The sequence below is a fragment of the Pseudoroseicyclus tamaricis genome, from assembly GCF_012070395.1.
In the GTDB taxonomy this organism is placed as follows: domain Bacteria; phylum Pseudomonadota; class Alphaproteobacteria; order Rhodobacterales; family Rhodobacteraceae; genus Pseudoroseicyclus_A; species Pseudoroseicyclus_A tamaricis.
Genome location: NZ_JAAFYS010000001.1, coordinates 675,003 through 700,823 on the forward strand (window position 1 = coordinate 675,003; position 25,821 = coordinate 700,823).

Here is a 25,821-nt window from a genome sequence, read left to right on the forward strand (position 1 = left end):
GCGGGGCAGGGCGGCGGCTAGGCTGCCCTAGTCGCTGCGAGCAGGAGGGAGCATGGCAGGCGCCTATCGCTTTGTCATCCTCGACCCGCGCAAGGAGAAGCGGGCCTGGCTCGCGGCCCTGCTCGAACCGCTCGGCTCCTGCCGCTGGCTCGCCCCCGCGCCGATGTCCCCCCGCGCCTGGCCCGAGACGGAGGCGCGGGTGGAGGCGGCGCTGGCCGCCGCGATCCGCCAGCCGAAGGGCGCCGGTCGCGCCGCGAAGCGGCAGCTCCTGCGCTGGCAGTACAACGGCGCCCGCGCCCTCTTCGCCCGCGATCCGGAGGCCGTCGCCGTCTGCTGGAACGGCACCAACGGCACCCGCCGCGCCTTCTGCGACGGCGCCCGCGATGCCGGCGCCCGCGTGCTGCAGGCGGAGCTGGCGCCGCTGCCGGGGCGCCTCACGCTCGATCACCGCGGCATCAACGCCGGCAACTCGCTGCCCCGCGACATCGCCTTCTACCGCCGCTGGCTCTCCGACAGCGGCCGCGAGCCGGAGGCGTGGCGCGCCGTCGGCGCCGCCATCCGCCAGCGCGCCCCGGCGGCGCCCCCCGCCGCCGGCGAGGCGGCTCGGCCGATGACGGAGCCCTTCCTCTTCGTGCCCCTGCAGGTGCCCGGCGACAGCCAGCTGCGCATCTACGGCGGCGCCTTTCGCACCGTCGAGGCCTTCGTCTCGACGCTTGCCCGCGCCGCCACGTCCCTGCCGCCCGGCTGGCACCTGCGGCTGAAGGAGCATCCCTCCGGCCCCGCCGGCGTGGCGGAGATTCTCCGCCGCTTCCACAAGGCGCCTGTGGTGCTGGACAATGCGACCGACACCTTCGCGCAGGTCGCGGCGAGCCGGGGCGTGGTGACGGTCAACAGCTCCGTCGGGCTGGAGGCGATGTGGTTCGACAAGCCCGTCGCTGCCTGCGGGGAGACCTTCTGGGCGCTGGAGGGCGTCGCCACCCCCGCCCCCGACGAGGCCGCCCTGCGCGGCCTCTTCTCCGCCCCCGAGCGGCTGACGTTCGAGCCGGCGGCCCGCGCCGCCTTCCTCGGCTACATCGACGCCGTCTACTACCCGCGCCGCCCCACGGCGGAGACGCCGCCGGGGCCGGAGGACCTCGCGAAGGTCAGGGCGCAGATCGACGCTGCGCGCTCAGTCTGAGGCCGCAGCCGCCCGGGCTGCGATGGCCAGCATCAGCTCCGTCGCGCGGCCCATGTCCTGGATCGAGATCCATTCGAGCGGGCCGTGGATGTTCTGCATCCCCGTGAAGAGGTTGGGGCAGGGCACGCCCATCTCCGTCAGGCGCGAGCCGTCGGTGCCGCCGCGGATGGCGGAGAACTCCGGCTCGATCCCGATGTCGCGCGCTGCGTCGGCGGCGAGGTCGACCGGGGTCATGTCCTCCTCCAGCCAGTAGCGCATGTTGCGGTACTGCGGCGTGATCTCGCAGGTGACGACTGCCCTCGGCTCCCCCGCCTGGATCGCGGCGCAGGCCTTGCGGAGGATCTCGCCCTTCTGCTCCAGCCCGTCGCGCTCGAAGTCGCGCAGGATGAAGCGGATGCGCACCTCGGCGGCATCGCCCTCGATGTCGCCGGCCATGATGAAGCCCTGCTTGCCGTCGGTCCCCTCCGGCGTCATCTGCTGGGGTAGCGTCATCAGGAGCTTCGCGCCGAGCGTCAGCGCGTTGACCAGCTTGTCCTTCGACAGCCCGGGGTGGATGGAGACGCCGCGCAGCCGCACCGTGGCGGCATCGGCCGAGAAGGTCTCGTACTGGATCACCGGCGGCTGCTGGCCGTCGAAGGTATAGGCGAAATCGGCGCCTAGGTCCTTCGGCAGCTTCTCGTGCGCGCCGCGGCCGATCTCCTCATCCGGGGTGAAGGCGAGGCGCAGGCGCGGGCGGGGCGCGCCCGTCTCGATCAGGTGTCGCGCGGCGGCCATGACGATGGCGACGCCCGCCTTGTCGTCGGCCCCCAGCAGCGTCAGCCCCGAGGCGGTGACGATATCCTCCCCCACCTTCTCGGCGAGGTAGGGCGAGCTTTCCGGGCTGAGCACGAGGTCGGCGTCGTCGGGATAGGTGATCTCGCCGCCGTTGTAGCCTCGGATCACGCGGGGCTTCACGCCCTCGGCGCGGAACTGCGGCGCGGTGTCGACATGGGCGAGAAAGCCGATGGTCGGCCCCGGCGCCGTGCCGGGAATGGTGGCGAGGACGGTGCCGTAGTCCGTCAGCTCGATGTCCTCGGCGCCGATCTCCTTCAGCTCCTCGACGAGCAGGCGCGCCATGTCGAGCTGGATCTCGGTGGAGGGTTCGGAGGCACTGTCGACGTCGGACTGGCTGTCGATGGCGCAGTAGCGGACGAGCCGCTCCTCGAGTTCGGCGTTGAAGGACGGCATCGGGCGCTCCTCTGGCTGATGGTGGCCGAGAGGAAGCCGGATCACCGGGGGTGTCAACCGCATGAAAAAGCGCCCCGGCCGTGGGGCTCGGGGCGCTTCGGGGTGGTCCGACAGAGGGCGATCAGGCCAGCGTCGAATCGATCTCCTTGCAGGCATCGACGAGGCCCTTCACCGCGTCGACCGACTTGTCGAAGCCGGCCTGCTCCTCGCGGGAGAGCTTGATCTCGATGACCTTCTCGATGCCGCCGGCGCCGATCACGGTCGGCACGCCGACATACATGCCCTTCAGGCCGAAGGCGCCGTCGACGTAAGCCGCACAGGGCAGGACGCGCTTCTGGTCCTTCAGGTAGGCCTCGGCCATCTCGATGGCGGAGGTGGCGGGCGCGTAGAAGGCGGAGCCGGTCTTGAGCAGGCCCACGATCTCGGCGCCGCCGTCACGGGTGCGCTGGACGATGGCGTCGAGCTTCTCCTGCGTCGTCCAGCCCATCTCCACGAGGTCGGGCAGGGGGATGCCGCCGACGGTGGAGTAGCGGACGGAGGGGACCATCGTGTCGCCGTGGCCGCCGAGGACGAAGGCGGTGACGTCCTTCATGGAGACGCCGAACTCGAGGGACAGGAAGTGGCGGAAGCGGGCGGAGTCGAGCACGCCGGCCATGCCGCAGACCTTCTCGTGCGGCAGGCCCGAGAACTCGCGCAGAGCCCAGACCATCGCATCGAGCGGGTTGGTGATGCAGATGACGAAGGCGTCCGGCGCGTTGGCCTTGATGCCCTCGCCCACGGCCTTCATGACCTTGAGGTTGATGCCGAGCAGGTCGTCACGGCTCATGCCGGGCTTGCGGGGCACGCCGGCGGTGACGATGCACACGTCGGCGCCGGCGATGTCGGCATAGTCATTGGTGCCCTTGAGCGCCGCATCGAACCCCTCGGCGGGGCCGCTTTCGGCGAGGTCGAGCGCCTTGCCCTGCGGAATCCCCTCCGCGATGTCGAAGAGCACGACGTCGCCGAGCTCCTTGATCGCCGCCAGATGGGCGAGCGTACCGCCGATCTGTCCGGCGCCGATGAGGGCGATCTTCGGTCTGGCCATTGGGACTGTCCCTTGTTGTTAGGCGTCCCGCGTTGCGTAGCGCCGTGCTCCCCCCCGCGCAAGAGAGGCGCGGGGTGGTAGCGTTAGCGGAAGAGGGGAGGACGGGTGGATCGAGGGTGGAAACCCACCATTCGTGGACGTCGCTACGAGCCTGGCGTCGTGGCGCCCGGCTCGTAGCTGTGCCCCTGCCCGGACCGCGCCAAAGGCGCAGGGCGAGCGCCTGCCCGTCCCGGCGGGCTGGCGCTCTGGCTGGGCTTGGTGCCTCGCTCAGGGCGGGGAGGTAGTGGCACCATAAATCGCGCCGCTCAGCCATCGGAGCGCCACCCCACGTGCCGGCGCTCGCCCTGCGCCTGCAACCGGTGCGCGGTCGGGAGAGGGAAGGTGGGTTGGAAACCCACCCTACGGGGACATCGCTACGAACCTGGCGTCGTGGCGCCCGGCCCGTAGCTGTGCCCCCGCCCGGACCGCGCCAAAGGCGCAGGGCGAGCGCCGGCCCGTCCCGGCGGGCTGGCGCTCTGGCTGAGCTTGGCGCCTCGCTCAGGGCAGGGAGGGGTTTGGCTGGCATAAAGCGCACCAGCGGGGCCGTTGAGGCGCCACCCCACGGGCCGGCGCTCGCCCTGCGCCTGCAACCGTTGCGCGCTGGGGAGAGGGGGAGGTGGGTTGGAAACCCACCCTACGAGGGCCCGTCCAGAGCCGGTCCTCTGCTCCGCGCGCGCCACAGCAGCCGTCCCCGCCCTCACGCCGGCGCATCGGTTCCCGGCAGCGCCTCGGCCAGTGCTTCGTAGGCGACGCCGGCGGCGACGAGGCAGGTCGGGCCGCCCGGGCGCGTCATGGTGATCGTCCACGTCCCCGTCTCCTCGGAGGCGAAGACCTCCACCACCGCGTTGTCGTGGGCGAGCGCGATGGACTGGCGGCTCTCGCCGTAGCGCTCGGCGAGGCGCAGGACGACATCCTCGTGCGGGGCGCAGGTCGCGGCGAGCGCCGGTGCGGCGAGGGGCAGGGCGGCCAGCCCGAGGGCGGCGCAAAGGCGTAGGCTCATGGGGCATCCTTTCGTTCGGGCGCCGGCTGGCGCAGGTCGGGCCGGCCGCTTCGCCCCCCGCTTAGCTCGCGGGCCCTGCCATGTGCGGCCTTGTCGCAAAAAGACTGCCGCAGTCTTCCCAAATCGAGGTTAACGGCGCGCTCCCCGCTCCGGCCGCCCGCGCAACATTGCCCCCGCCGCCCGTCTGCGGCACCTCTGGGCGCAGAGGAGGACACGTCATGGACAGCCGCCCCTGGCGCTCGGCGCTCTACATTCCGGCCAGCCGCCCCCGCGCGATGGAGAAGGCGCGGGGCCTGCCCTGCGACGCCATCCTCTTCGACCTCGAGGACGCCGTCGCCCCCGCTGAGAAACCCTCCGCCCGCACCGCGCTGGCGCAGGCGCTCACCGCCGGAGGCTACGGCCCGCGCGCCCGGATCGTGCGCATCAACGCGCTCTCCACCGAGTGGGGGGCGGAAGACCTCTCCACCATCGCGCCCCTGTCTCCGGACGGCCTTCTCCTGCCCAAGGTGTCGGCGCCGGAGGAGCTCTCGGTGGTGGCGGAGCGGGCGCCCGGGATCCCGCTCTGGGCGATGATCGAATCGCCTGCCGGGGTGCTCAACGCGCCCGCCATCGCCGCCCACCCGGCGCTCGCCGGGCTGGTGCTCGGCACCAACGACCTCGCCGAGGCGCTGGGCGCCACCTCCCGCGCCGGCCTCGCCCATGCCCTGCAGGCGACGCTGCTCGCCGGGCGGGCGGCCGGGCGGGTGGTGCTCGACGGCGTCTGCAACGCCTTTCGCGACGAGACGCAGCTGCGCGCCGAATGCGCCGAGGGCCGGGCCTGGGGCTTCGACGGCAAGACGCTCATCCACCCCGCGCAAATCGCCGCCGCCAACGAGATCTTCGGCCCCTCGCCGGAGGAGCTGGCTCACGCCCGCGCGGTCATCGACGCCCATGCGGAGGCCGAGGCGGCCGGGCAGGGGGTGGCGGTGCTGGAGGGGCGGATCGTCGAATCCTTGCATGTCCGGGCCGCGCGCGTTCTTCTTGCGCGGGCGAACGCGATCGAGGAGCGGGGAACATGGGCTGGTTGATCCTTGGCGTTCTGTTGTGGAGCGGGGCGCACCTGATGCGCCGCCTCGCGCCGGGCCTGCGGGCGCGGCTGGGCGAGGGGCCGGGCAAGGGCGTCATCGCCCTCGCCTCGCTGATCGGCATCGTGCTGATGGTGATCGGCTACGGCGATGCCGCCTACGTGCCCGTCTACCAGCCGCCCGCCTTCCTGCGGCACCTCAACTGGCTGCTGATGCTGCTGGCGGTGATCCTCATCAACCTGCAGTTCTCGCGGGGGGTGTTGCGCACCAAGCTGCGCCACCCGATGCTGAACGCGGTGAAGACATGGGCCATCGCCCACCTGCTGGTGCGCGGCGACCTCGCCTCGATCATCCTCTTCGGCGGCCTCTTCGCCTGGGCGCTGGCCAACATGATCCTCATCAACCGCCAGCAGCCGGAGTGGACGCGCCCGCCCCGGGGGCCCTGGTGGGGCGACGCCATCTACGTGGTCATCTCCGTCGTGGTTTACGTCGTCGTCGTCTACATCCACGGCTGGCTCGGCCCGTCGCCCTTCGGAGGCATGTGAATGATCGCCTACAGGTTCCTCACGGAGGACGACACGTCCGCCTTTTGCCACAAGGTGACGGAGGCGCTCGCCAAGGGCTGGCAGCTGCACGGCCCGCCGACCTACGCCTTCGACCACGCCAACGGCACCATGCGCTGCGGGCAGGCGGTGACGAAGGAGGTCGAGGGCGAGTACGAGCCCGGCATGAAGCTGGGCAAGCTCTGATCCGCTGCGGTGCGCCGCCGGCCACCCGCGCCGATGTCCATATGGAAATCGCTTCCGGAAACCATATGGTTTCCGGCCCCGGCCGGCCGGGGGCGCGCGGCGACTCGGGGCGCCCGGCCGCCCTGCATCCCTGCGAGCGGTAACGAGAATTAACCCGTGATCACACGCCCGCGCCATGTGATCACAAGTGCCGCTTTTCCCGCCGATTTTGCTGCAGGTGCGTGACAAACCCGCCGGGATCGGTATGAACACCATCGTATGCCGGAGCGATAGGAGGAGCCGCATGGCCGACGTCAACCGGGGCAACCGTCCGCTCAGCCCGTTCATGTTCGGCCAGTACTACCGGCCGCAATGGACGTCGATGACCTCGATCGCCAACCGGATCACCGGCCTGTCGCTCATCGTCGCCGCTTTCCTCGTCGTCTGGTACCTCGCCGGCCTGTCCGTGGGCGGCCGCAGCTTCGAGGTCGCCAACGGCGTGATCACAAGCTGGTTCGGCGACATCGTCATGACTCTCTCCGTCTATGCCCTGTGGTACCACACGCTCGCCGGCGTGCGGCACCTGATCTGGGATACCGGCCGGATGCTCCGCGTCGACCAGGCGGAGACGGCCGGCAAGGTCATCGTCGCCGCCGCCGCCGTGCTCACCGTCATCACCGTCATCGTCTGCTGAGGTTCCCATGGCCTACATGACCGACCGCAAGCGTGCCAACGGCCTCGGCTCCGCCCATTCGGGGGCGCATCACCACTGGCAGATCATCGTCTCCTCCGTGGTGCTGCTGGTGCTGGTGCCGCTCTTCGTCTTCACCTTCGGGCGCGTCTACGGCGAGCCCTTCGAGGTGGCGCTGATCTACATGTCCCGCCCCTTCCCGGCGGTGGTGGCGGGGCTGACGATCCTCGTCGGCTTCTACCACTTCGCCATCGGCGCCCGCTCGGCGGTGGAGGATTACCTCGGCGGCTGGACGCGCAAGCTGGTGCTGATCGGCGTCAACTTCCTCTGCCTCGCGCTGGCGGGCTACGGGCTCTTCGCCATCGCCCGGCTCGCCCTCCTGCCGCTGCCGCCGATGTGACGCCGGCTCTCTGTGACGGCCGCCGACCCGAATTGATACCGAGGACCACCCCATGAGCTCCTACGAATATGAGACCCACGCCTATGACGTCGTCGTCGTCGGGGCCGGCGGCGCCGGGCTGAGGGCGACGCTGGGCATGGCGGAGCAGGGGCTCCGCACCGCCTGCATCACCAAGGTCTTCCCGACCCGCTCGCACACCGTCGCGGCGCAGGGCGGCATCGCCGCCTCGCTCGGCAACATGGGGCCGGATCACTGGCAATGGCACATGTACGACACGGTGAAGGGCTCCGACTGGCTCGGCGACACCGACGCCATGGAGTACCTCGCCCGCGAGGCTCCCAAGGCGGTCTATGAGCTGGAGCATTACGGCGTCCCCTTCAGCCGCACCGAGGAGGGCAAGATCTACCAGCGCCCCTTCGGGGGCCACACGACGGAGTTCGGCGAGGGCCCGCCGGTGCAGCGCACCTGCGCCGCGGCCGACCGCACGGGCCACGCCATCCTGCACACGCTCTACGGGCAGAGCCTGAAGCAGAAGGCCGAGTTCTACATCGAGTACTTCGCCATCGACCTCTTGATGAGCGAGGACGGGCAGTGCCAGGGCGTACTCGCGTGGAAGCTCGATGACGGCACGCTGCATGTCTTCAACGCCAAGATGGTGGTGCTGGCGACGGGCGGCTACGGCCGCGCCTATTTCTCCGCCACCTCCGCGCATACCTGCACGGGCGACGGCGGCGGCATGGTGGCCCGCGCCGGGCTGCCGCTGCAGGACATGGAGTTCGTGCAGTTCCACCCCACCGGCATCTACGGCGCCGGCTGCCTCATCACCGAGGGCGCCCGCGGCGAGGGCGGCTACCTGACGAACTCCGAAGGCGAGCGCTTCATGGAGCGCTATGCGCCCACCTACAAGGATCTCGCCTCGCGCGACGTCGTCAGCCGCTGCATGACGATGGAGATCCGTGAGGGCCGCGGTGTGGGCGCCGAGGGCGACCATATCCACCTCAACCTCAACCACCTCGACCCGGCGACGCTGGCCGAGCGCCTGCCCGGCATCTCGGAAAGCGCCAAGATCTTCGCCGGCGTCGATGTCACGAAGGAGCCGATCCCGGTGCTGCCGACGGTGCATTACAACATGGGCGGCATCCCGACGAATTACTGGGGCGAGGTGCTGAACCCGACCGAGGAGAACCCCGATGCCATCGCCCCCGGCCTGATGGCGGTGGGCGAGGCGGGCTGCGCCTCCGTCCACGGGGCCAACCGGCTCGGCTCCAACTCGCTGATCGACCTCGTCGTCTTCGGCCGCGCCGCCGCGATCCGCGCCGGTGGCATCGTCGACCCGACGACGCCGGCCCCCGTGGCGCCGAAGGCCTCTATCGACAAGGCGCTGGAGCGCTTCGACGGCCTCCGCCACGCCAAGGGCGGCACGCCCACCGCCGAGCTGCGGCTGGAGATGCAGAAGACCATGCAGCAGGACGCCGCCGTCTTCCGCACCGACAAGACGCTCGCCGAGGGCGTGGAGAAGATGAAGGCCGTCGCCGGCAAGATGGGCGACATCAGGGTCACCGACCGCTCCATGGTCTGGAACTCCGACCTGATGGAGACGCTGGAACTGGCGAACCTGATGCCCAACGCGCTGGCCACCATCGTCGCCGCCGAGGCCCGCAAGGAAAGCCGCGGCGCCCATGCGCACGAGGACTGGCCGGATCGCAACGACGAGGAATGGCGCAAGCACTCCCTCGCCGTGGTCGAGGGGAACGACGTGAAGCTCGCCTACCGGCCCGTCCACCTCGAGCCCCTCAGCGAAGAGGCCGAAGGCGGCATCGAGCTGAAGCGGATCGCCCCGAAGGCGCGGGTGTACTGATCGTGATGCGGGTGCGTGCGACAAGAGCGGCTAGACATGTGGGGACAGGCGCCATCCCGGCGCCCCGCCGCACCAGGAGTGTCCTCCCCGTGAGCCGCCTTGCCCTCGCCGCCCTCTGCGCCCTGCCGATCCTCGCCGCCTGCGGCCCCAGCCTGCCGCCCGACCCCGAAGAGGTCGCGCAGTATTGCGAGGCGCGCGCCCGCGCCGCGACGGGGCCGACGGGCGAGGCGCGCCTCGGCGTCAATTCCAACTCCGGCCCCTCCGTGGGCCTCTCCATCGGGCTCTCGAGCGACTACATCGCCGGGCGCGACCCCTTGGAGGTCTATAACGAATGCGTCTGGCAGCGCACCGGGGCCGCCCCGATCCGCCCGCCGCGCCTGTGAGAAAGAGGCAGCCATGGTTCAACTGACGCTCCCCAAGAACTCCCGCATGGTGACCGGCAAGACCTGGCCGAAGCCGGAGGGCGCGAGCAATGTCCGCAAGGTTCAGATCTACCGCTGGACGCCCGATGACGGGAAGAACCCGCGGCTCGACACCTATTTCGTCGACATGGACACCTGCGGTCCGATGGTTCTCGACCTGCTCATCAAGATCAAGAACGAGATCGACCCGACGCTGACCTTCCGCCGCTCCTGCCGGGAAGGGATCTGCGGCTCCTGCGCGATGAACATCGACGGGATCAACACGCTGGCCTGCACCTGGGGCCATGAGCAGATCAAGGGCACGATCCGCATCTATCCCCTGCCGCACATGCCGGTGGTGAAGGATCTCATCCCCGACCTCACGCACTTCTACGCCCAGCATGCCTCCATCATGCCGTGGCTGGAGACGAAGTCGAACGAGCCGGCGAAGGAGTGGAAGCAGTCCATCGAGGACCGCCGCAAGCTCGACGGGCTCTACGAGTGCATCATGTGCGCCTCCTGCTCCACCGCCTGCCCGAGCTACTGGTGGAACGGCGACCGCTACCTCGGCCCGGCCGCGCTGCTGCACGCCTACCGCTGGATCATCGACAGCCGCGACGAGGCGACGCCGGAGCGGCTGGACCAGCTGGAGGACCCCTTCAAGCTCTACCGCTGCCACACGATCATGAACTGCGCCAAGACCTGCCCCAAGGGCCTGAACCCCGCGAAAGCGATCCAGGAGATCAAGGGCATGATGCTCGACCGCGTGGTCTGACACGTCGGACGAGCGGGATGACCAGGGGCCGGTCCAAATGGGCCGGCCCTTTTTCGTGCGTGGCCGCTCTTGTGGCGGGCGGCGGGACAGGTGGCGGGGGCCGGGGGACGCCCCCCGGACCCCCGGCGGCGTTCGGCGCGCTGACCTGGCGGGCCGGAGGGAGGTGGAGAGGCGCGCGACGCGGAGAGGGCGGTGCGGGGAGGGGGCCGGGGAGGGGGGCTGTCTGCCCCCCGCTGCCGGAGGCAGCCCCCCGAGGATTTTTGGGGACCAAAGACAGGGGCGGGTCTGGAGGCCGGGCGCGGGTGGCCCGAGGGCGGGCTTGTCATTCCGCGGGGAAGGTCCCTTACTTCGCGCCAGCGGCGGGGCGAGGGAGCGATGGCATGGCGGAGACTTCGGGTGAGGCGGGGGCGATCCACGCGCGCGGGTTGAGGAAGACCTATGCCGGCCGCAAGGGGCAGGAGGTCGTGGCCGTGACGGGCGTGGACCTCGACGTCGCCCCGGGCGAGATCGTCGGCTTCCTCGGGCCCAACGGCGCCGGCAAGACGACGACGCTGAAGATGCTGGCCACCCTGCTCAAGCCCTCCGGCGGCACCGCCAATGTCTCCGGCTGCGATCTCGCGGCGGACCCGCTCGGCGTGCGCAAGCGCATCGGCTACGTCAGCCAGGCCGGCTCGACGCTGCCCGATGCGCCGCTGATGCTGGAGATCGAGAGCCAGGGGCGGCTCTATGGCCTCTCCACAAAGGAAGCGCGCCGGCGCGGGCTGGAGCTGATGGAGGCGCTGGATCTCGGCGGGCTGGAGAGGCGCAAGAGCCAGAACCTCTCCGGCGGGCAGCGGCGGCGGCTCGATATCGTCATGGGCCTGATCCACCGGCCGGAGCTTGTCTTCCTCGACGAGCCGACCACCGGGCTCGACCCGCAGGCGCGGGCGAACCTCTGGGAGCATATCCGCCGGCTGCGCGACGAGCTCGGCACGACGATCTTCCTCACCACGCATTACATGGACGAGGCCGACAGCCTCTCCGACCGGCTCTTGATCATCGACAAGGGCGAGATCGTCGGCGAGGGCACCGCCACCAAGCTGAAGGCGGAGCTGAAGGGCGACAGCCTGACGCTCACCTTCTCCGGCGGCGAGGCGGCCGAGACGGGGGAGGAAGTGGCCGCCGGGCTGGAGGGCGCGGCCAACGTGGTTCGGCAGGGGAACGTTCTGTTCCTCAACCTGCCCGACGGCGCTCGCGCCCTGCCGGGGCTGATCAAGCGCCTCTCCGATGCCGGGGCGGAGCCGATCGGCGCCGAGCTCTCCCGCCCGACGCTCGACGATGTCTTCCTGGCCCTGACCGGCCGTTCGCTGAGGGAATAGCCCGATGTTCTGGCGCGATACCTGGACGATCTTCCGCCGGCAGATGATCCTGTCGCTGCGCAACCCCGCCTGGGTGCTGATCGGGCTACTCCAGCCGATCATGTACCTGACGCTCTTCGGCCCGCTGCTGGAGCAGGTGGCCTCCGTCCCCGGCTTCCCGCCCGGCGATTCGTGGAAGATCTTCGTCCCCGGCCTGCTGGTGCAGCTCGGCATCTTCGGCGGCTTCTTCGTGGGCTTCGCCGTCATCGCCGAATGGCGGGCGGGCGTGGTGGACCGGATGCTGGTGAGCCCGGCGCCGCGCGGGGCGCTGATCCTCGGCCGGGTGCTGCGCGACGTCGTCTCGCTCACCGTCCAGGGCGCGGTGCTGATGGCGGCGGCGACGCTCTTCGGCCTCGCCGTGCCGCTCTACGTGATGGGGCTCGGCCTGCTGCTCGTCGCCCTCCTCGGCGGGGCCTTCTCGGCCTTCTCCTACGCCGCCGGGCTGGCGCTGAAGTCGGAGGACAGCTTCGCCCCCCTCATCAACATGTTCGCCCTTCCGGTGCTGCTGCTCTCGGGCATCCTGCTGCCCATGAGCCTCGCGCCGCGCTGGCTGCAGGTCCTCTCCGACATCAACCCGTTCAAGCACGTGGTGGACGGACTCAGGGCGGTCTTCCTCGGCGACATCCTGTCGATGACGGCGGCCTTCGGCTTCGGCCTCGCGTTGGCGCTGATGGTGCTGGGGCTCTGGGTCGGGGCGCGTGTCTTCTCCGGCCAGGTGAAGTAGGCCGGATCTCCTGACTGGCGGCGCCGCGCGGCACCTGCGCATCTCCTGCACGGGCGCCGCAGGCCGGCGCCGCGGCGTCCGTGGCATCCCGGGCGCGGCAAAGTGAGGAGACACACATGCTCAGATCCGCCGGGTGGCGCTTTTTCATCGTGGGGCTGCTGGCCCTCTTCATGTTCATCCCGCTCTTCCTCGTCGGCGCGGTGATCGACGACCGGGCGAGCTATTCCCGCCAGGCCATCGACGAGGTCGGCGCCGAATGGGGCGGCGAGCAGGTGCTGGCCGGCCCTCAGCTCGTCATCCCGGTCGAGGGCGTGACGACCCGCCCGGTCGACCCGGCCGCGAGCCCCTCGACCTCCGGCGTGCCGACGGCGGAGCGACTGGTGACGCAGAGGGAGCGGGTCCAGTCGATCCATGTCTTCCCGGATCGCTTCGAGATGCAGATCGACACCCGCTCGGAGGAACGGCAGCGGGGCATCTTCACCGTGCCCGTCTATTCCGCCTCGGCCGTCGGTTCGGCGAGCTTCGACCTCTCGGGCGTCGAGGCCCTGCTCGGCGAGATGGAGACGATCCTCTGGGACGAGGCGGAACTGCGCGTCGGCTTCTCCTCCAACCGGGCGCTCCGGGGGGAGACGGCGATCACCGCCGGCGGCGAGCCGCTGGTGCTCGAGCCATGGACGGGCAACGGCATCGTCGCGCGAGTGGGGGACCCTCGCCAGCTCGGCGAGATCGGGATGGAGATGGGCTTCAACGGCGCGGGCGCGCTCTTCGTGGCGCCGGTCGGGCTCACCAGCCACCTGCGCATCACGTCGGACTGGCCGCACCCGAGCTTCCAGGGCGCCTTCCTGCCCGATGCGCAGGAGGTGAGCGAGGAGGGCTTCACGGCGGAATGGACCATCCCGCATCTCGCCCGCCCGCTTCCCCATGCCAGCCGCGAGGACTGGCTCGGCACGGCGCGGGCCGAGGCGATGGGGCTGCGCTTCTTCCAGCCGAACGACTTCTACCAGAAGGCCTATCGCGCGGCGCGCTACGGCATCCTCTTCATCGCGCTGACCTTCCTCACGGTGCTGCTGGTCGAGGGGCGCTCCGGCAAACCGACGCATCCAGTGCAGTACATCCTGATCGGGCTGGCGCAGTCGATCTTCGTGCTGCTGATGGTCGCCTATGCCGAGCAGATCGGCTACGGGCCGGCCTACCTGCTCTCCTCCGTCGCCACGATCGGGCTGCTCACCTTCTTCGGCTTTGCGGGGCTGAAGCTGGGGCGGCGGACATGGGTGCTCACCGCGATGCTCGTGGTGCTCTACGCGCTGCTCTACCTGATCCTCGCCTCGGCGGATTACGCGCTGATCGCCGGCTCGACCCTCGCCTTCGCGGCGCTGGCGGGCACGATGGCGGCCACGCGGAACGAGGAGTGGTACGGGCCGGAGGGCACGGCGCGGCGCGGCTGGTTCCGGGTGGGGGCGCCCCCGCCGGCCTCCCTGCCGGCCGAAGCGCCCCCGGCTCCGCCCCCCGCGCCCCACACATAAAACGCCGAAGGCGGAAGACTGACGCGCGGGGGCTTTCGGGCCCCCGTTTGCGGCGGAGGGCTCAGCCCTCCGCGATCTGCCGGAAGGTCGTGGCGTTGGGGCAGAAGCCCATGCGCTCGGGCCCGGCCTCCTCCGCCAGCGCGCCGCGGCACTGGCCATGGGCGAAGCAGCCGGCGCAGGCGCGGGCGATCTCCGCCTGCTGTTCGGGGCGCAGGCTGTCGGCGCCGAAGACATGGGCCATCCGCTCCATCCGCACGATCTGCTCGTGGGGCATCCGGGCGAGGCCGGAAAGCTCGGCGCGGCTGACGCCCCACGCCGCGAGGTCCCCCTCGGGCAGGCTGGCGATTTCGCGGGCGCGGCGGGTCGCGGCGCCCTCCGGGATCAGGCGAGACAGGATGGACATGACGCTCCTCCGGTTGGGTCTGGTCGGGAGCATAGGCCGCCGGGGGCGGGCGGCGCCTTGATATGGGTCAAGGAGGGCGGAGGAGCGGTGCGTGCCGAGCACGCACCCTACGGGGGAGCTTTGCCCCGCCCGGTACGCGCCAAAGGCGCAGGGCGAGCGCCGGCCCGTCCCGGCGGGCTGGCGCTCCGGTGACGGCAGCGCTCAGCTCGGAGCGGGGAGGGGCTTGGCCGGCATAAAGCGCAAAGCGGCAATGTCAGAGCGCCACCCCACGGTCCGGCGCTCGCCCTGCGCCTGCGGGCGTGGTGCGGGGAGGCAAGCGGAGGAGCGGGGGTGAGGCCCGCCCCGAGCTCGCTAGATCAGGCGAAAGCGGCGGTGAGGGCGATCTCGACCATGTCGCCGAAGCTCTGCTCGCGATCCTTCGCCGGCAGCGCCTCGTGCGTCACGAGGTGATCGGAGACCGTCAGCACCGCCAGCGCCCGGGCGCCGTGGCGCAGGGCGAGGGTGTAGAGCTCCGCCGCCTCCATCTCCACCGCCAGCACGCCGTGGCGCTGAAGCTGCTCCGTCAGGTCGGCCCGCTCGTCGTAGAAGGTGTCGGAGGAATAGATGCCGCCGACATGCGGCGTCAGCCCCTTCTCCTCGGCCGCGGCGACCGCCGCCGCCAACAGCCGGTAGTCGGCCGACGGGGCGAAGCCCATCTCGCGGAAGATGGTGGAGGAGGGGGTGGAGGCAGCGCTCGCCGTCTGGGCGATGACGACGTCGCGCAGCTTCACCGCCTCCTGCATCGCGCCGCAGGAGCCGATGCGAATGAGTGTCTTCGCCCCGTACTCCCGCAGCAGCTCGTTGGCGTAGATCGAGAGCGACGGCATCCCCATGCCGGAACCCTGGATCGTCACCGGATGGCCGCGCCATGTGCCGGTGTAGCCGAGCATGCCCCGCACCTCGTTGATGAGGCGCGGCGCGTCGAGAAACGTCTGAGCCGCCCAGCGGGCCCGATACGGGTCTCCGGGCATCAGGACCGTTTCGGCAATGTCGCCGGGCGCCGCGCCGATATGCGTGCTCATCATGTATCCCCTTGTTGAGCCGCGCTTACCGGCGCGCCGTGATCAGCCCCGGTGCTTCATATCTCGTATTGCGCGATGTCGACGCCGTTTTCCTGCGCCTCCCGGATCCACGCGGGGCGGCGGCCCTTGCCCGTCCACGTCAGCGAGGGATCGGCGGGATTGCGGTATTTCGCCGGGGATTTGGAGCCGTTCTTCTTCGGTTTCGCGCCCGGGGCCGACGTCAGGTCGGAAAGCGAATAGCCATGCTCGGCCGCCGCCTGTTCCGCGGCCTTCAGCGCGGCTTTACGTTCGCGTTCAGCGAGGGTCGAAAGAGCCTTGTCGACATCCTTCTGCATCTTCTGCAGCTCGGTGCGGGATAGGCTGTTGAGATCGGTCGGCATGAGTGGTCTCCTTTCAAATGATTTCCAGCCTTTAGGCAATCCGCTGGCCGGAGGCAATAGAATGTAATTCCCAATTCGTCATGACGAGGCGCTGAGCGGCGGAACGCCGGGTCAAATATCCGTTTTCAGCCAAGCCGGTCGGTATCCGGAGGGCACCGCGTCAGGAGCGGGCCTCCATCAGCTTTGGCGTTATTTGTCGCAGGGGCCGGGATGTTTAGTAAACTCCCGTTTTTTCATGCACTTGTTTTTATTCGACATTCGGCGAGCGCCCGGAATGCCTCGCGGGTGAATTAATTTACTAACAATCCGTAAATAAAGCACTATCCCTTAAGTTGTGCCTCTGCTTGATGACCGAAGGTCAGATAATAACCCGTTGCCTCATTCTGCCGCGTCTGCGCCGTCGGCTATTCGTCGCGGGCCGCGGCGGGCAAATGTTCAGCCTGTGGCCAATTGTCGCGCCTCTGCCGCGTCACGTCCGCGTCGGTCCTTTACCCGGGGCGAGAATGATGCCAGCGTCCGCCAATGTTTCAGACGGTGGACGTTCCGATCTGGCTTCTTGCGCTGATCGTCGTCTTCGCGGCGGTCACCTTCGCGTCGCACTTCCTCTTTCCCTCCGTCCGCTGGTTCGTGCGGCGGCGGGCGGAGCGATTGGTGGCGCGGATGAACAAGCGGCTGGCGCGGCCGATCGAGCCATTCAAGCTCGCCCGCCGGCACGACATGATCCAGCGGCTGATCTACGATACCGAGGTCAACCGCGCCATTCATGACCATGCCCGCCGCAACCGCGTGCCGGAGAACGTCGCCTTCGAATTGGCCCGCCGCCACGCGCGGGAAATCGTGCCCCGCTTCTCCGCCACCGTCTATTTCTCATTCGGCATCCGCGTGGCGCGCTGGCTCTCCCATTCGCTCTACCGCGTGCGGATCGGCGCGCTGGATCGCGGCCGGTTCGACGTGATCGATCCCGGTGCCTCGGTCGTCTTCGTGATGAACCACCGCAGCAACATGGATTACGTGCTGGTGACATGGCTCGTCAGCCGCACCTCCACGCTCTCCTACGCCGTGGGCGAATGGGCGCGGGTCTGGCCGATGTCCGCTCTGGTGCGGGCGATGGGGGCCTACTTCATCCGCCGCAAGGACCGCTCGGCCCTCTACCGCCGGGTGCTGGCGCGCTACGTGCAGATGTCGGTCGAGGGCGGGGTGACGCAGGCGATCTTCCCCGAGGGCGGTCTCTCCCTCACCGGGCGCCTCGCGCCGCCGAAGCTGGGGCTTCTCAGCTACATCGCCGACGAGGCCCTGGAGCGGGACGTGATCTTCGTGCCCGTCGGCCTCAACTACGACCGGGTGCTGGAGGATCGCATCCTCATTGCGGCGGACCCGGCACATCGCGAGTTCCGCCCGCCCTTCGGCCACGTGGCCAAGAGCATCGCCCGCCACGTCTGGCTGCGGATGACACGCCAGTTCAAGAGCTTCGGCACCGCCTCCGTCGGCTTCGGCACGCCGCTCTCGCTGAAGGCGCATCGCGCCGCGGGCGGCAACGTCGAGGGGCTGGCGGAGGAGTTGATGGCCCGCATCGCCGCCGTCGTGCCGCCCCTGCCGGTGCCGCTCGTCTCCCGCGTGATGCTGGGGCAGGAGCGGGGGCTGGAGCGGGCGGCGCTGATCGAGGCGGTGGGGGCGGATATCGAGGCGCTCTCCGGCCTCGGCCAGGCGCTGCCCCGCCGCGATCCGCGCCAGCTGGTGGACGACGCGCTGGAGATCCTCGCCGAGCGGCGTCTGCTGGTGGAGGAGAGGGGCCTCTGGCGGATGAAGGACGGCGCTCGCCCCGTCCTCACCTATTACGCCGATTCCATTGCCCACCACTTCGCGCCGGAGCTGCAGCTCGACCCCGCGCCCATCGTCGACCCGGTGGACCCGGAGGCGGAGCCGGCCCCCGCGACCGAGGCAGACGTGGCGGAGGCCGCCGGCCCCCGCTCCTAGCTCTCCAGCCCCTGCGGCAGTGTCTTGCCCTCAGACCAGGCCAAGACGTTATCCAGCGCCATCTGGCCCATCATCTCCCGCACCTCCAGAGCGGCGGTGCCGAGGTGGGGGTAGAGCACCGCGTTCTCGAGCACGCGCAGCCGCTCCGGCACCTCGGGCTCATTGACGTAGACGTCGAGTCCCGCGGCGCGGATGGCGCCCCGCTCCAGCACGTCGATCAGCGCCGGCTCGTCCACGACGTTGCCGCGGGCGATGTTGATGAAGACGCCGCTCGGCTTCATCGCCGCCAGCGCGTCGGCGTCGATGATGTTTTTCGTCTCGGCCGTGACGGGGACGGTCACCACCACGATATCGGCCTCGCCCATCAGCTCGTGCAGCGTCTCGACCTGACGGGAGGGGACGTCGACCTCCTTCTTCGAGCGGTTGAAGTAGATCACCGGCATCGAGAAGCCGTAATGGCCCCGGTGCGCCACGGCCTGGCCGATCCGCCCCATGCCGACGATGCCTAGCGTCTTGCCGGTGACATGCGTGCCGAGCATGTCCATCGGGCCGAAGCCCTGCCACCGTCCGGCCCGCAGGATGCGCTCGCCTTCCGAGGCGCGGCGGCAGGCGGCCAGGATGAGCGACATCCCGATATCGGCCGTCGCATCCGTCACCACGCCGGGCGTGTTGGTGACCTGCACCCCCTTCGCCCGCGCTGCCGTCACGTCGATATGGTTGTAGCCGACGCCGACGTTGCTCAGCACGCCGCAGCGGAACTCGCCGGCCGCGTCGAAGGTGGCGGCGGAGAAATCGTCGCCGAGCGTGGGGACGATGGCGTCGTATTCCGCCAGCGCGGCGATGGCCTCCTCCCGGGTGAGGGGAATGGCCGAGGGGCGGATGGTGGCGTCGAAATGCTCCCGCGCGAAGGCGATATTGACGTCGGGGACGGGGCGGGTGATCAGCAGCTTCTTCAAAACAGGCGAACTCCGGGTGTGACGGGCGCATCGGGCCCGATGAGGACGACCTGCCCCTCGTCATCGGGGACGCCGAGGACCAGCACCTCCGACATGACAGGGCCGATCTGGCGGGGCGGGAAGTTGACGACGGCCAGCACCTGCCGGCCGACGAGCGCCTCCGGCTCGTAATGGGCGGTGATCTGGGCGGAGGATTTCTTCTCCCCCAGCTCCGGCCCGAAATCGACCCAGAGCTTGATTGCGGGCTTCCTCGCCTCGGGGAAGGGCTCTGCCCGGGTGATCCGGCCGACGCGGATATCGACCTTCATGAAGTCGTCGAAGGCGATCTCGGGCGCGGGGCCGACCTCAGCCATTGGCCAGCTCCTCGCTGCGCAGCTTGGCGGCGGCCATGGTGCCGGCGACAAGCTCCGGCAGGCCGGCCATCAGCACCTCCAGCCCCGCCTGCGTCGTCCCGTTGGGCGAGGTCACGTTGCGGCGCAGCTCGGAGGGCGCCTCGTCGGCAGACTCCGCCAGCTGCCCGGCGCCGGAGACGGTGGCCTTGGCGAGCTGCATGGCCATCTCGGGCGCGAGGCCGAGCACCTCGCCGGCGGCGGCCATGCACTCGATCAGGTGGAAGACGTAAGCGGGGCCGGAGCCGGAGAGGGCGGTGACGGCATCCATCTGCGCCTCCGCCTCCAGCCGCACGACCTGCCCGATGGCGGAGAGCAGCGTCTCGGAGGTGTCGAGATGCTCCGCCGTCGCGGCCTCGTTGCCGATCATCGCGGTGATGCCCCGGCCGATGGCGGCTGGCGTGTTGGGCATGGCGCGCACGATCGGCGTGCCGGGGCCGAAGGCCGCCTCGAAGGCGGAGATCGGCGTCCCGGCGGCGATGGAGATCACCAGCGTCTCGCCCCCGCCGAGCGCGGAGGCGGCGGGCAGCGCCTCCCCCATCATCTGCGGCTTGACGGCGATGAGGGCGACGGCCGGGTTCTCCGGCAGCGCCTCGTTGATGCGCACGCCCTGCGCCACCAGCCAGTCGGAGGGCTTGGGGTCCCGCACATGGACGCTGTCGGGCGGCAGGCCGGATTTCAGCCAGCCTTCCAGCATGGCCGAGCCCATCTTGCCGCAGCCGATGAGCACGAGCCCGCGCGACCCGATCTTGCCGATATCCATGATGCCCCCTCTTTGTTCGCGGGGGAGCCTAGGCGCGCCCGCGCCCCTGTTCAAGCAGAGGGGGCACGCACCCGGTCAGTCCAGCCGCCGCATCAGCAGGATCTCGTCGGTGAACTCCCCCTCCGGCCGCAGCGCGCGGGGGATAACGCCGATGCGCACGAAGCCGCGGCGGGTGTAGAAGTCATGGGCGCGGGGATTGGTCTCCGCCACGCTCAGCTCCAGCTGCAGGATGCCCATGGCGCGGGCCTCCTCCACCAGCGTGTCGAGCAGCATCGAGGCGGCGCCCTGTCCGCGCAGCGCCTCGCGCACGTAGACCTGCGTGATCGTGGCGCGGTGCGCCGCGTTGCTGCCCCTCTCGCGCGAGAGGCACATCAGCCCCTCCAGCCCGTGCGAGGTGTAAAGCCCGAAGATCACCGCCTTCTCCAACCGCTCGGCGAAGGCCGCGTGCGGGGCATTGGCCATGTCGGCGAAGGTGGTGCCGTAGGCCCCCGGGTGCTCGCGCAGCGATTCCAGCCGCACGTGGCGGTAGGCGATGACATCGGCGGGGCCGAGGCGGCGGACGGAGAGGCCGGCGGGGGCGGTATCAGGCATCGTCATGATCGGGGGTCATCGTCGGCGTCATGCTCGGGCGCCTTGCGCGAGGGGGCGAGGTAGGGGCGAGTGACGTCGCGCAGGTTCACCTCCAGATCCTCCGCCTCGATGGCGATGGCGGCATCGCCGGCGAGGGTGAGGATCAGCCGCCCGGCGCCATCCTCCCCCGGCTCCCATGCGAGGGAGAGCAGCGACAGCACGGTGCCCTCGGCGCGCGGCGGCAGGCCCTGGCTCTGCACGCGGAGCACATCGGCGATGACGAGCAGCGACCGCACCCGCTCGAACGGCCGCCGCCGCGCCTCGGCCTTCGTCGCATCCTCCCAGCGGAAGCGGTTGAGCAGCAGCGCGAAGCGGCGGGAGCTGCGGTCCCACCGCATCTCCGAAGCGGGCAGCACGGCATCCTGGCAGAGCGAGGAGATGACGGCGAGGTCCTCCGCGTCGCGGGCGATGAGGCGCAGGGGCGTCTCCGCCCCCTCCTCGAAACGCGCGTCCTCCAGAGGTCTGTCGCTATCAGGTCCGCTCATGTGATGGCTCTCTCCCCGGCGTGGCGCTCGTTGCAAGGCCCCAGATGGCGTCACGGGGCCGGCAGGGCAAGCCCCGCCGGGCGCAGACCCGGGCGCACCGGCCTGTCACCGCTCACGCGCCCGCCCGGTCATCGGCGCCTGTTCATCGACGGGCCTTACTGCCCGGCCACCCGCTCGATCTTCGCGCCGGCGCCGGAGAGCTTGGCCTCCAGCTCCTCGTAGCCGCGGTCGAGGTGATAGACGCGGTTCACCCGCGTTTCCCCCTCCGCCGCGAGGCCGGCGAGAATCAGCGAGACGGAGGCGCGCAGGTCGGTCGCCATGACCGGCGCCCCCTTCAGCCGCTCCACCCCGGTGACGGAGGCGGTGCCGCCGTGCACCTCGATCTTGGCGCCCATGCGCACCAGCTCGGGCGCGTGCATGAAGCGGTTCTCGAAGATCGTCTCCTCCAGCGTGGAGGTGCCGGCGGCGGTGCAGAGCATCGCCATCATCTGCGCCTGCAGGTCGGTGGGGAAGCCGGGGTAGGGGGCCGTGGAGACATCGACGGCATGGATGCGCCCGTTGGCGCGGCGCACCTTGATGCCCCGGTTGGTCTGCTCGACCACGACGCCGGCATCGTGCAGCTTCTCGGCGAAGGACTCGACAAGGTCGAGCCGGCCGCCGAGGCATTCCACCTCGCCGCCGGCGATGACGGGGGCGAGCATGTAGGTGCCCAGCTCGATGCGGTCGGTGACCACCTCGTGCGTGGCGCCGTGCAGGCGGTCGACGCCCTCGATGGTGATGGTCTCGCTGCCCTCGCCCTCGATCCGGGCGCCCATGGCGCGCAGGCACTTGGCGAGGTCGACGATCTCCGGCTCGCGGGCGGCATTCTCGATCACCGTGGTGCCGCGGGCGAGCGTCGCTGCCATCAGCATGTTCTCCGTCCCCCCGACGGAGGGGAACTTCAGCCTGTGCCGCGCGCCCTTCAGCCCGCCGCGGGCGATGGCGTGCAGGTAGCCGTCCTTCAGCTCGATCTCGGCGCCCATCGCCTCCAGCGCGGAGACGTGGATATCCATCGGCCGGGCGCCGATGGCGCAGCCGCCGGGGAGGGAGACGGTCGCCTGGTGCTCGCGGGCGAGCAGGGGGCCGAGGACGAGGTTGGAGGCGCGCATCTTGCGGACGATGTCGTAATCGGCGCGCGTCGAGGTGAGCTGGTGGCTCGACATGGCGATGACCTTGCCGCCCGCCAGCAGCGAGACCTCGGAGCCGAGCGAGCCCAGCAGGGCCGACATGGTGGCGATGTCACTGAGGCGCGGCGCGTTGGTCAGCGTCAGCGGTTCCTCGGAGAGGAGCGTGGCCGGCATCAGCGCCAGGCAGGCGTTCTTGGCCCCGGCGATGGGGATGTCGCCCGACAGCTCCGCGCCGCCGGTGACGATGATCGAGTCCATTCAGGGGTCCTCCTGCTCTGCCTCTTGGTCTGCCTCGGGGCGGGGCGGCTCATCCGCCGTCTCCGCCCGGGCGCGGGCCTGCGCCTTGCGCCGCGCGATGTTGGCCTTGAGGGCCGCCTTCTTCCGCGCGTCGCGGTCGCTCTTGTTCTGATCCGCGCTCATGAACCCCGATACTCCGGCCGGGGCCTCAGGTCCAGCATCCGGGCTGCCCCGGCGGCACTCCCCCGCCTGCCCGGGCTTTCATTTGGGCTCCTGCGCGCCGGGGCGCTGCCGGACGAGGCCGGCAGGGAGCGCCTGGTTGCGCCGCCTGAGCTGGCCCCGCTCGCCACAGGCGCTGCCCTCTCACGCCGGCCCGTGGGGTGGCGCTCCGCCCTGGCCGCGGTGCGCTTTATGCCAGCCAAGCCCCTCCCCGCGGCCCGCTGGGCACCAAGCCCAGCCACAGCGCCAGCCCGCCGGGACGGGCCGGCGCTCGCGCGGCGCCTGCGGCTTGATTCCGCGCGGGGGGAAGAGCGGCGGCGTGGGGGCATCGGACGACGTCCGCTCCCCGCCCGCTCCCAAGTCGAGAACGCCCTCCGAGGTCACCCGCAGATGCCCTCAGCCCTCTCTCCAGAAAATCCGCTTGCGTGGGCGCGCGCGGTTGCTAAAAGGGCGCGCACCACGGCGCTGCTGTAGCTCAGGGGTAGAGCACTCCCTTGGTAAGGGAGAGGTCGAGAGTTCGAATCTCTCCAGCAGCACCAGGATGTCCCTGACATCGCTCAATTCTGCGACCTGCGCCCGCCCGCAAGCGCTGCCGCGAGGGGCCGTGGCCAGGTTCGAGCGCCACCGCCTAATTCTTCAGCGGCCAGTCGCCGGGCGCCATCGGTGCGATGGAGACGGCGGAATAGGTCGAGTAGCCGTCGGTCTCGTCGTCCATCCACGCCAGCCAGCCGAAGCCGAAATCGCTCAGGTAGGTCACGCCCTCGATGTAATTGTCGTCACTCTGGTAGGCGGTCGTCACCTCCAGCGCATCGAAGCGGCACGCGCCAACGCTGATCGCCTCCTCGGGCCCGAAGACATAGCTCTGCGTCACGCTCACCGGCGCCTCATCGGGGTAGAGTAAATCCGGCCGCGCGTCCCACCGCCCGGCGGGCTCGGGCACCGGCAGCTCCGCCGCCGGCGCGCCGTAATCGTGGCGCGTGGCGTTGGGCAGGTCGATGAAATCGCCCCAGACCTCGGCATAGTCCGTCACGTAAAGGCCCTGCGCCATCTCCATCCAGTAGATGGGCTCGTCGTAATCCACGCCAATGGATTCCACCACGCCCGGCCCGGAGGCGCGGAACATCTCGACCAGCCCGTCGCTGTACTCGACGCGGATGCCGGTCTCCATATCGGCCGGCACGGGGCATTCGGCGAAGGCGGGCCCGGCAGTGATGAGGGCGAGGATGGTGAGGCGGGTCATGGGGCGCTCCTTGTCAGGTGATCGCACCCTGCCCGCCCCGCCCCCCCGGGGGCAACCGCCTGTCAGAAAAGGAAATACCGCTGCGCCATGGCCAGCTCCGTCGCCGGCTGGCAGGTCAGCAGCTCGCCGTCGGCGCGCACCTCGTAGGTCTCCGGGTTCACCTCCACCTTCGGCAGGAGGTCGTTGAGCTTGAGGTCCCGCTTGCCGATGCCGCGCGTGCCCTTCACCGGGACCAGCGCCTTGCGGCAGCCGATCCTCTCCTCCAGCCCCGCCTCCACGGCGGCGGCGGAGGTGAAGACGACTGACGTATTGCTCCGGTTCAGCCCGTAGGCGCCGAACATCGGGCGCATGTAGACGGGCTGCGGTGTGGGGATGGAGGCGTTGGGGTCGCCCATCTGCGCCGCCGCGATGGAGCCGCCGATCAGCACCATCTCCGCCTTCACGCCGAAGAAGGCGGGGTTCCAGAGCACCAGGTCGGCGCGCTTGCCGACCTCGATGGAGCCGGTCTCGTGCGCGATGCCATGCGCGATGGCGGGGTTGATCGTGTATTTCGCGACGTAGCGGCGGGCACGGATATTGTCGTTGGCGCCCTGCTCCTCGGCGAGCCGGCCGCGCTGCTTCTTCATCTTGTCCGCCGTCTGCCACGTGCGGATGATGACTTCGCCGACCCGCCCCATCGCCTGGCTGTCGCTGGCGATGATGCTGAAGGCGCCCATGTCGTGCAGGATATCCTCCGCCGCGATGGTCTCTCGCCGGATGCGGCTTTCGGCAAAGGCCACATCCTCGGGGATCGACTTGTCGAGATGGTGGCAGACCATGAGCATGTCGAGATGTTCCTCGATCGTGTTCACCGTAAAGGGCCGCGTGGGGTTGGTCGACGAGGGGATGACGTGCTCCTCCCCGCAGATCTTGATGATATCCGGCGCGTGGCCCCCGCCTGCCCCCTCGGTGTGAAAGGCGTGGATCGTGCGGCCTTTCATGGCCGCCACGGTGTTCTCGACGAAGCCGCTTTCGTTCAACGTGTCGGTGTGGATCATCACCTGCACGTCCATCTCGTCGGCGACGCCGAGGCAGCAGTCGATGGCCGCGGGGGTGGTGCCCCAATCCTCATGCAGCTTCAGCGCGCCGGCGCCGCCCTCGACCTGCTCGATCAGCGCGCCCGGCAGCGAAGCATTGCCCTTGCCGGAGAAGAGCAGGTTCATCGGGAAGGCCTCTGCGGCGCCGATCATCTGCGCCAGATGCCAGGGGCCGGGCGTGCAGGTGGTGGCCAGCGTGCCATGGGCCGGCCCGGTGCCGCCGCCGATCATCGTGGTCAGGCCCGAGGCGAGCGCGTCCTCGATCTGCTGGGGGCAGATGAAGTGGATGTGGCTGTCGATGCCGCCGGCGGTGAGGATGCGCCCCTCGGCGGCGATCGCCTCTGTCCCCGGGCCGACGATGATGTCGACGCCGGGCTGCGTGTCGGGGTTGCCGGCCTTGCCGATGCCGACGATGCGGCCGTCCTTCAGCCCCACGTCAGCCTTCACGATGCCCGTCCAGTCGAGGATCAGCGCGTTGGTGATGACCGTATCGACCGCCCCCTGCGCCCGCGTCGCCTGGGATTGCCCCATCCCGTCGCGGATGACCTTGCCACCGCCGAACTTCACCTCCTCGCCATAGCTCAGCGCGTTCTGCCCCGAGCCGCCGGAGATCGCGGCGCCGACGCGCTCGGCGATCAGGTCACGCTCGACCTCGATGATGAGGTCGGTATCGGCGAGGCGGAGGCGGTCGCCCACGGTGGGGCCGAACATGGCGGCGTAATCGGCGCGGGAGATGGTGGCGGGCATGGGCGTC

At 70.1% G+C, this 25,821-nt stretch carries 28 protein-coding genes and 1 tRNA gene; 14 read left to right on the forward strand and 15 right to left on the reverse strand.

All coding sequences use genetic code 11. The annotated features are described in order from the left end of the window. The first annotated feature begins 52 nt into the window (after positions 1-52). Positions 53-1,177 (forward strand): capsular polysaccharide export protein, LipB/KpsS family, encoded by a 1,125-nt coding sequence (locus GY170_RS03080; RefSeq protein WP_163889856.1) that lies wholly within the window; start codon positions 53-55, stop codon positions 1,175-1,177. Here GY170_RS03080 and pepT read toward each other — a convergent pair. The 3 genes from pepT to GY170_RS03095 form a co-directional block, all read right to left on the reverse strand. Further along, complete coding sequence (gene pepT, locus GY170_RS03085; RefSeq protein ID WP_163889857.1) at positions 1,169-2,404, reverse strand: peptidase T; 1,236 nt, start codon at positions 2,402-2,404, stop codon at positions 1,169-1,171. The genes GY170_RS03080 and pepT overlap by 9 nt on opposite strands. A gap of 121 nt (positions 2,405-2,525) precedes the next feature. After that, positions 2,526-3,488 (reverse strand): malate dehydrogenase, encoded by a 963-nt coding sequence (gene mdh / locus GY170_RS03090; RefSeq protein WP_163889859.1) that lies wholly within the window; start codon positions 3,486-3,488, stop codon positions 2,526-2,528. Positions 3,489-4,224: 736 nt separating this feature from the next. Next, positions 4,225-4,527 carry a hypothetical protein gene (locus tag GY170_RS03095; RefSeq protein ID WP_163889861.1) on the reverse strand — a complete coding sequence of 101 codons (303 nt, stop codon included), beginning with the start codon at positions 4,525-4,527 and terminating at the stop codon, positions 4,225-4,227. Positions 4,528-4,745: 218 nt separating this feature from the next. On the opposite strand from GY170_RS03095, the gene GY170_RS03100 reads away from it, so the two are divergent. The 11 genes from GY170_RS03100 (at position 4,746) to creD (ending at position 14,088) form a co-directional block, all read left to right on the forward strand. Then, positions 4,746-5,594 carry an HpcH/HpaI aldolase/citrate lyase family protein gene (locus GY170_RS03100; protein ID WP_163889863.1) on the forward strand — a complete coding sequence of 283 codons (849 nt, stop codon included), beginning with the start codon at positions 4,746-4,748 and terminating at the stop codon, positions 5,592-5,594. Then, positions 5,582-6,136, forward strand: a complete 555-nt coding sequence (locus GY170_RS03105; protein ID WP_163889865.1) for an NnrU family protein — start codon at positions 5,582-5,584, stop codon at positions 6,134-6,136. The genes GY170_RS03100 and GY170_RS03105 overlap by 13 nt, the downstream gene beginning before the upstream one ends. Beyond that, on the forward strand, positions 6,137-6,340 hold the full coding sequence (locus GY170_RS03110; protein WP_163889867.1) for a DUF1737 domain-containing protein: 204 nt from the start codon (positions 6,137-6,139) through the stop codon (positions 6,338-6,340). It begins immediately after the preceding gene. A gap of 283 nt (positions 6,341-6,623) precedes the next feature. Then, on the forward strand, positions 6,624-7,013 hold the full coding sequence (gene sdhC, locus GY170_RS03115; RefSeq protein WP_163889869.1) for a succinate dehydrogenase, cytochrome b556 subunit: 390 nt from the start codon (positions 6,624-6,626) through the stop codon (positions 7,011-7,013). 7 nt (positions 7,014-7,020) lie between these two features. Continuing rightward, positions 7,021-7,410, forward strand: a complete 390-nt coding sequence (sdhD, locus tag GY170_RS03120) for a succinate dehydrogenase, hydrophobic membrane anchor protein (RefSeq protein WP_163889871.1) — start codon at positions 7,021-7,023, stop codon at positions 7,408-7,410. A 52-nt stretch (positions 7,411-7,462) separates the two neighbouring features. Then, positions 7,463-9,268: a succinate dehydrogenase flavoprotein subunit gene (gene sdhA, locus GY170_RS03125; protein ID WP_163889873.1), complete on the forward strand. Its 1,806-nt coding sequence runs from the start codon at positions 7,463-7,465 to the stop codon at positions 9,266-9,268. An 89-nt stretch (positions 9,269-9,357) separates the two neighbouring features. Beyond that, positions 9,358-9,651: a hypothetical protein gene (locus GY170_RS03130; protein ID WP_163889875.1), complete on the forward strand. Its 294-nt coding sequence runs from the start codon at positions 9,358-9,360 to the stop codon at positions 9,649-9,651. 13 nt (positions 9,652-9,664) lie between these two features. Then, positions 9,665-10,444 (forward strand): succinate dehydrogenase iron-sulfur subunit, encoded by a 780-nt coding sequence (locus GY170_RS03135; protein WP_163889877.1) that lies wholly within the window; start codon positions 9,665-9,667, stop codon positions 10,442-10,444. 380 nt (positions 10,445-10,824) lie between these two features. Then, positions 10,825-11,802 carry an ATP-binding cassette domain-containing protein gene (locus tag GY170_RS03140; protein WP_163889879.1) on the forward strand — a complete coding sequence of 326 codons (978 nt, stop codon included), beginning with the start codon at positions 10,825-10,827 and terminating at the stop codon, positions 11,800-11,802. A gap of 4 nt (positions 11,803-11,806) precedes the next feature. Continuing rightward, positions 11,807-12,565: an ABC transporter permease gene (locus GY170_RS03145; RefSeq protein WP_163889881.1), complete on the forward strand. Its 759-nt coding sequence runs from the start codon at positions 11,807-11,809 to the stop codon at positions 12,563-12,565. 116 nt (positions 12,566-12,681) lie between these two features. Continuing rightward, positions 12,682-14,088, forward strand: coding sequence for a cell envelope integrity protein CreD (creD, locus tag GY170_RS03150; RefSeq protein WP_163889883.1), 1,407 nt, complete (start codon positions 12,682-12,684; stop codon positions 14,086-14,088). 61 nt (positions 14,089-14,149) lie between these two features. On the opposite strand, the gene GY170_RS03155 is transcribed toward creD, so the two are convergent. From GY170_RS03155 to GY170_RS03165, 3 genes are all read right to left on the reverse strand, one after another. Then, positions 14,150-14,491: a DUF6455 family protein gene (locus GY170_RS03155; protein WP_163889885.1), complete on the reverse strand. Its 342-nt coding sequence runs from the start codon at positions 14,489-14,491 to the stop codon at positions 14,150-14,152. A 356-nt stretch (positions 14,492-14,847) separates the two neighbouring features. Further along, positions 14,848-15,552 carry a purine-nucleoside phosphorylase gene (gene deoD / locus GY170_RS03160; protein WP_163889886.1) on the reverse strand — a complete coding sequence of 235 codons (705 nt, stop codon included), beginning with the start codon at positions 15,550-15,552 and terminating at the stop codon, positions 14,848-14,850. 56 nt (positions 15,553-15,608) lie between these two features. Next, on the reverse strand, positions 15,609-15,932 hold the full coding sequence (locus GY170_RS03165; protein ID WP_163889888.1) for an H-NS histone family protein: 324 nt from the start codon (positions 15,930-15,932) through the stop codon (positions 15,609-15,611). Between the two features lie 522 nt (positions 15,933-16,454). Between GY170_RS03165 and GY170_RS03170 the strand changes: the two genes are divergently transcribed. Continuing rightward, positions 16,455-17,906, forward strand: coding sequence for a 1-acyl-sn-glycerol-3-phosphate acyltransferase (locus GY170_RS03170; protein WP_163889890.1), 1,452 nt, complete (start codon positions 16,455-16,457; stop codon positions 17,904-17,906). Here GY170_RS03170 and GY170_RS03175 read toward each other — a convergent pair. From GY170_RS03175 to GY170_RS03205, 7 genes are all read right to left on the reverse strand, one after another. Beyond that, the gene (locus tag GY170_RS03175) at positions 17,903-18,862 is read right to left on the reverse strand and encodes a 2-hydroxyacid dehydrogenase (protein ID WP_163889892.1); all 960 of its coding nucleotides are present in this window, start codon (positions 18,860-18,862) and stop codon (positions 17,903-17,905) included. The two genes, GY170_RS03170 and GY170_RS03175, sit on opposite strands and share 4 nt — an antisense overlap. Beyond that, the gene (locus GY170_RS03180; protein WP_163889894.1) at positions 18,859-19,215 is read right to left on the reverse strand and encodes a tRNA-binding protein; all 357 of its coding nucleotides are present in this window, start codon (positions 19,213-19,215) and stop codon (positions 18,859-18,861) included. The genes GY170_RS03175 and GY170_RS03180 overlap by 4 nt, the downstream gene beginning before the upstream one ends. Next, positions 19,208-20,014: a pyrroline-5-carboxylate reductase gene (gene proC, locus GY170_RS03185; protein WP_163889896.1), complete on the reverse strand. Its 807-nt coding sequence runs from the start codon at positions 20,012-20,014 to the stop codon at positions 19,208-19,210. Before proC ends, GY170_RS03180 begins: the two co-directional genes overlap by 8 nt. A 75-nt stretch (positions 20,015-20,089) precedes the next feature. After that, on the reverse strand, positions 20,090-20,611 hold the full coding sequence (locus tag GY170_RS03190; protein WP_163889898.1) for a GNAT family N-acetyltransferase: 522 nt from the start codon (positions 20,609-20,611) through the stop codon (positions 20,090-20,092). Next, the gene (locus GY170_RS03195; RefSeq protein ID WP_163889900.1) at positions 20,608-21,129 is read right to left on the reverse strand and encodes a DUF2948 family protein; all 522 of its coding nucleotides are present in this window, start codon (positions 21,127-21,129) and stop codon (positions 20,608-20,610) included. The genes GY170_RS03190 and GY170_RS03195 overlap by 4 nt, the downstream gene beginning before the upstream one ends. 155 nt (positions 21,130-21,284) lie before the next feature. Beyond that, a complete protein-coding gene (gene murA, locus GY170_RS03200; protein ID WP_163889902.1) occupies positions 21,285-22,553 on the reverse strand; it encodes a UDP-N-acetylglucosamine 1-carboxyvinyltransferase in 1,269 nt (422 codons plus the stop codon). Continuing rightward, a complete protein-coding gene (locus tag GY170_RS03205; RefSeq protein WP_167803284.1) occupies positions 22,554-22,715 on the reverse strand; it encodes a hypothetical protein in 162 nt (53 codons plus the stop codon). Positions 22,716-23,215: 500 nt separating this feature from the next. On the opposite strand from GY170_RS03205, the gene GY170_RS03210 reads away from it, so the two are divergent. Next, positions 23,216-23,290 (forward strand) — tRNA-Thr (locus GY170_RS03210). 89 nt (positions 23,291-23,379) lie between these two features. On the opposite strand, the gene GY170_RS03215 is transcribed toward GY170_RS03210, so the two are convergent. Both GY170_RS03215 and ureC read right to left on the reverse strand, forming a co-directional pair. Continuing rightward, entirely contained in the window at positions 23,380-23,991 is a 612-nt protein-coding gene (locus tag GY170_RS03215; RefSeq protein WP_163889904.1) for a hypothetical protein, read from the reverse strand. Between the two features lie 62 nt (positions 23,992-24,053). Further along, on the reverse strand, positions 24,054-25,814 hold the full coding sequence (gene ureC / locus GY170_RS03220) for an urease subunit alpha (protein WP_163889906.1): 1,761 nt from the start codon (positions 25,812-25,814) through the stop codon (positions 24,054-24,056). Positions 25,815-25,821 lie beyond the last annotated feature (7 nt).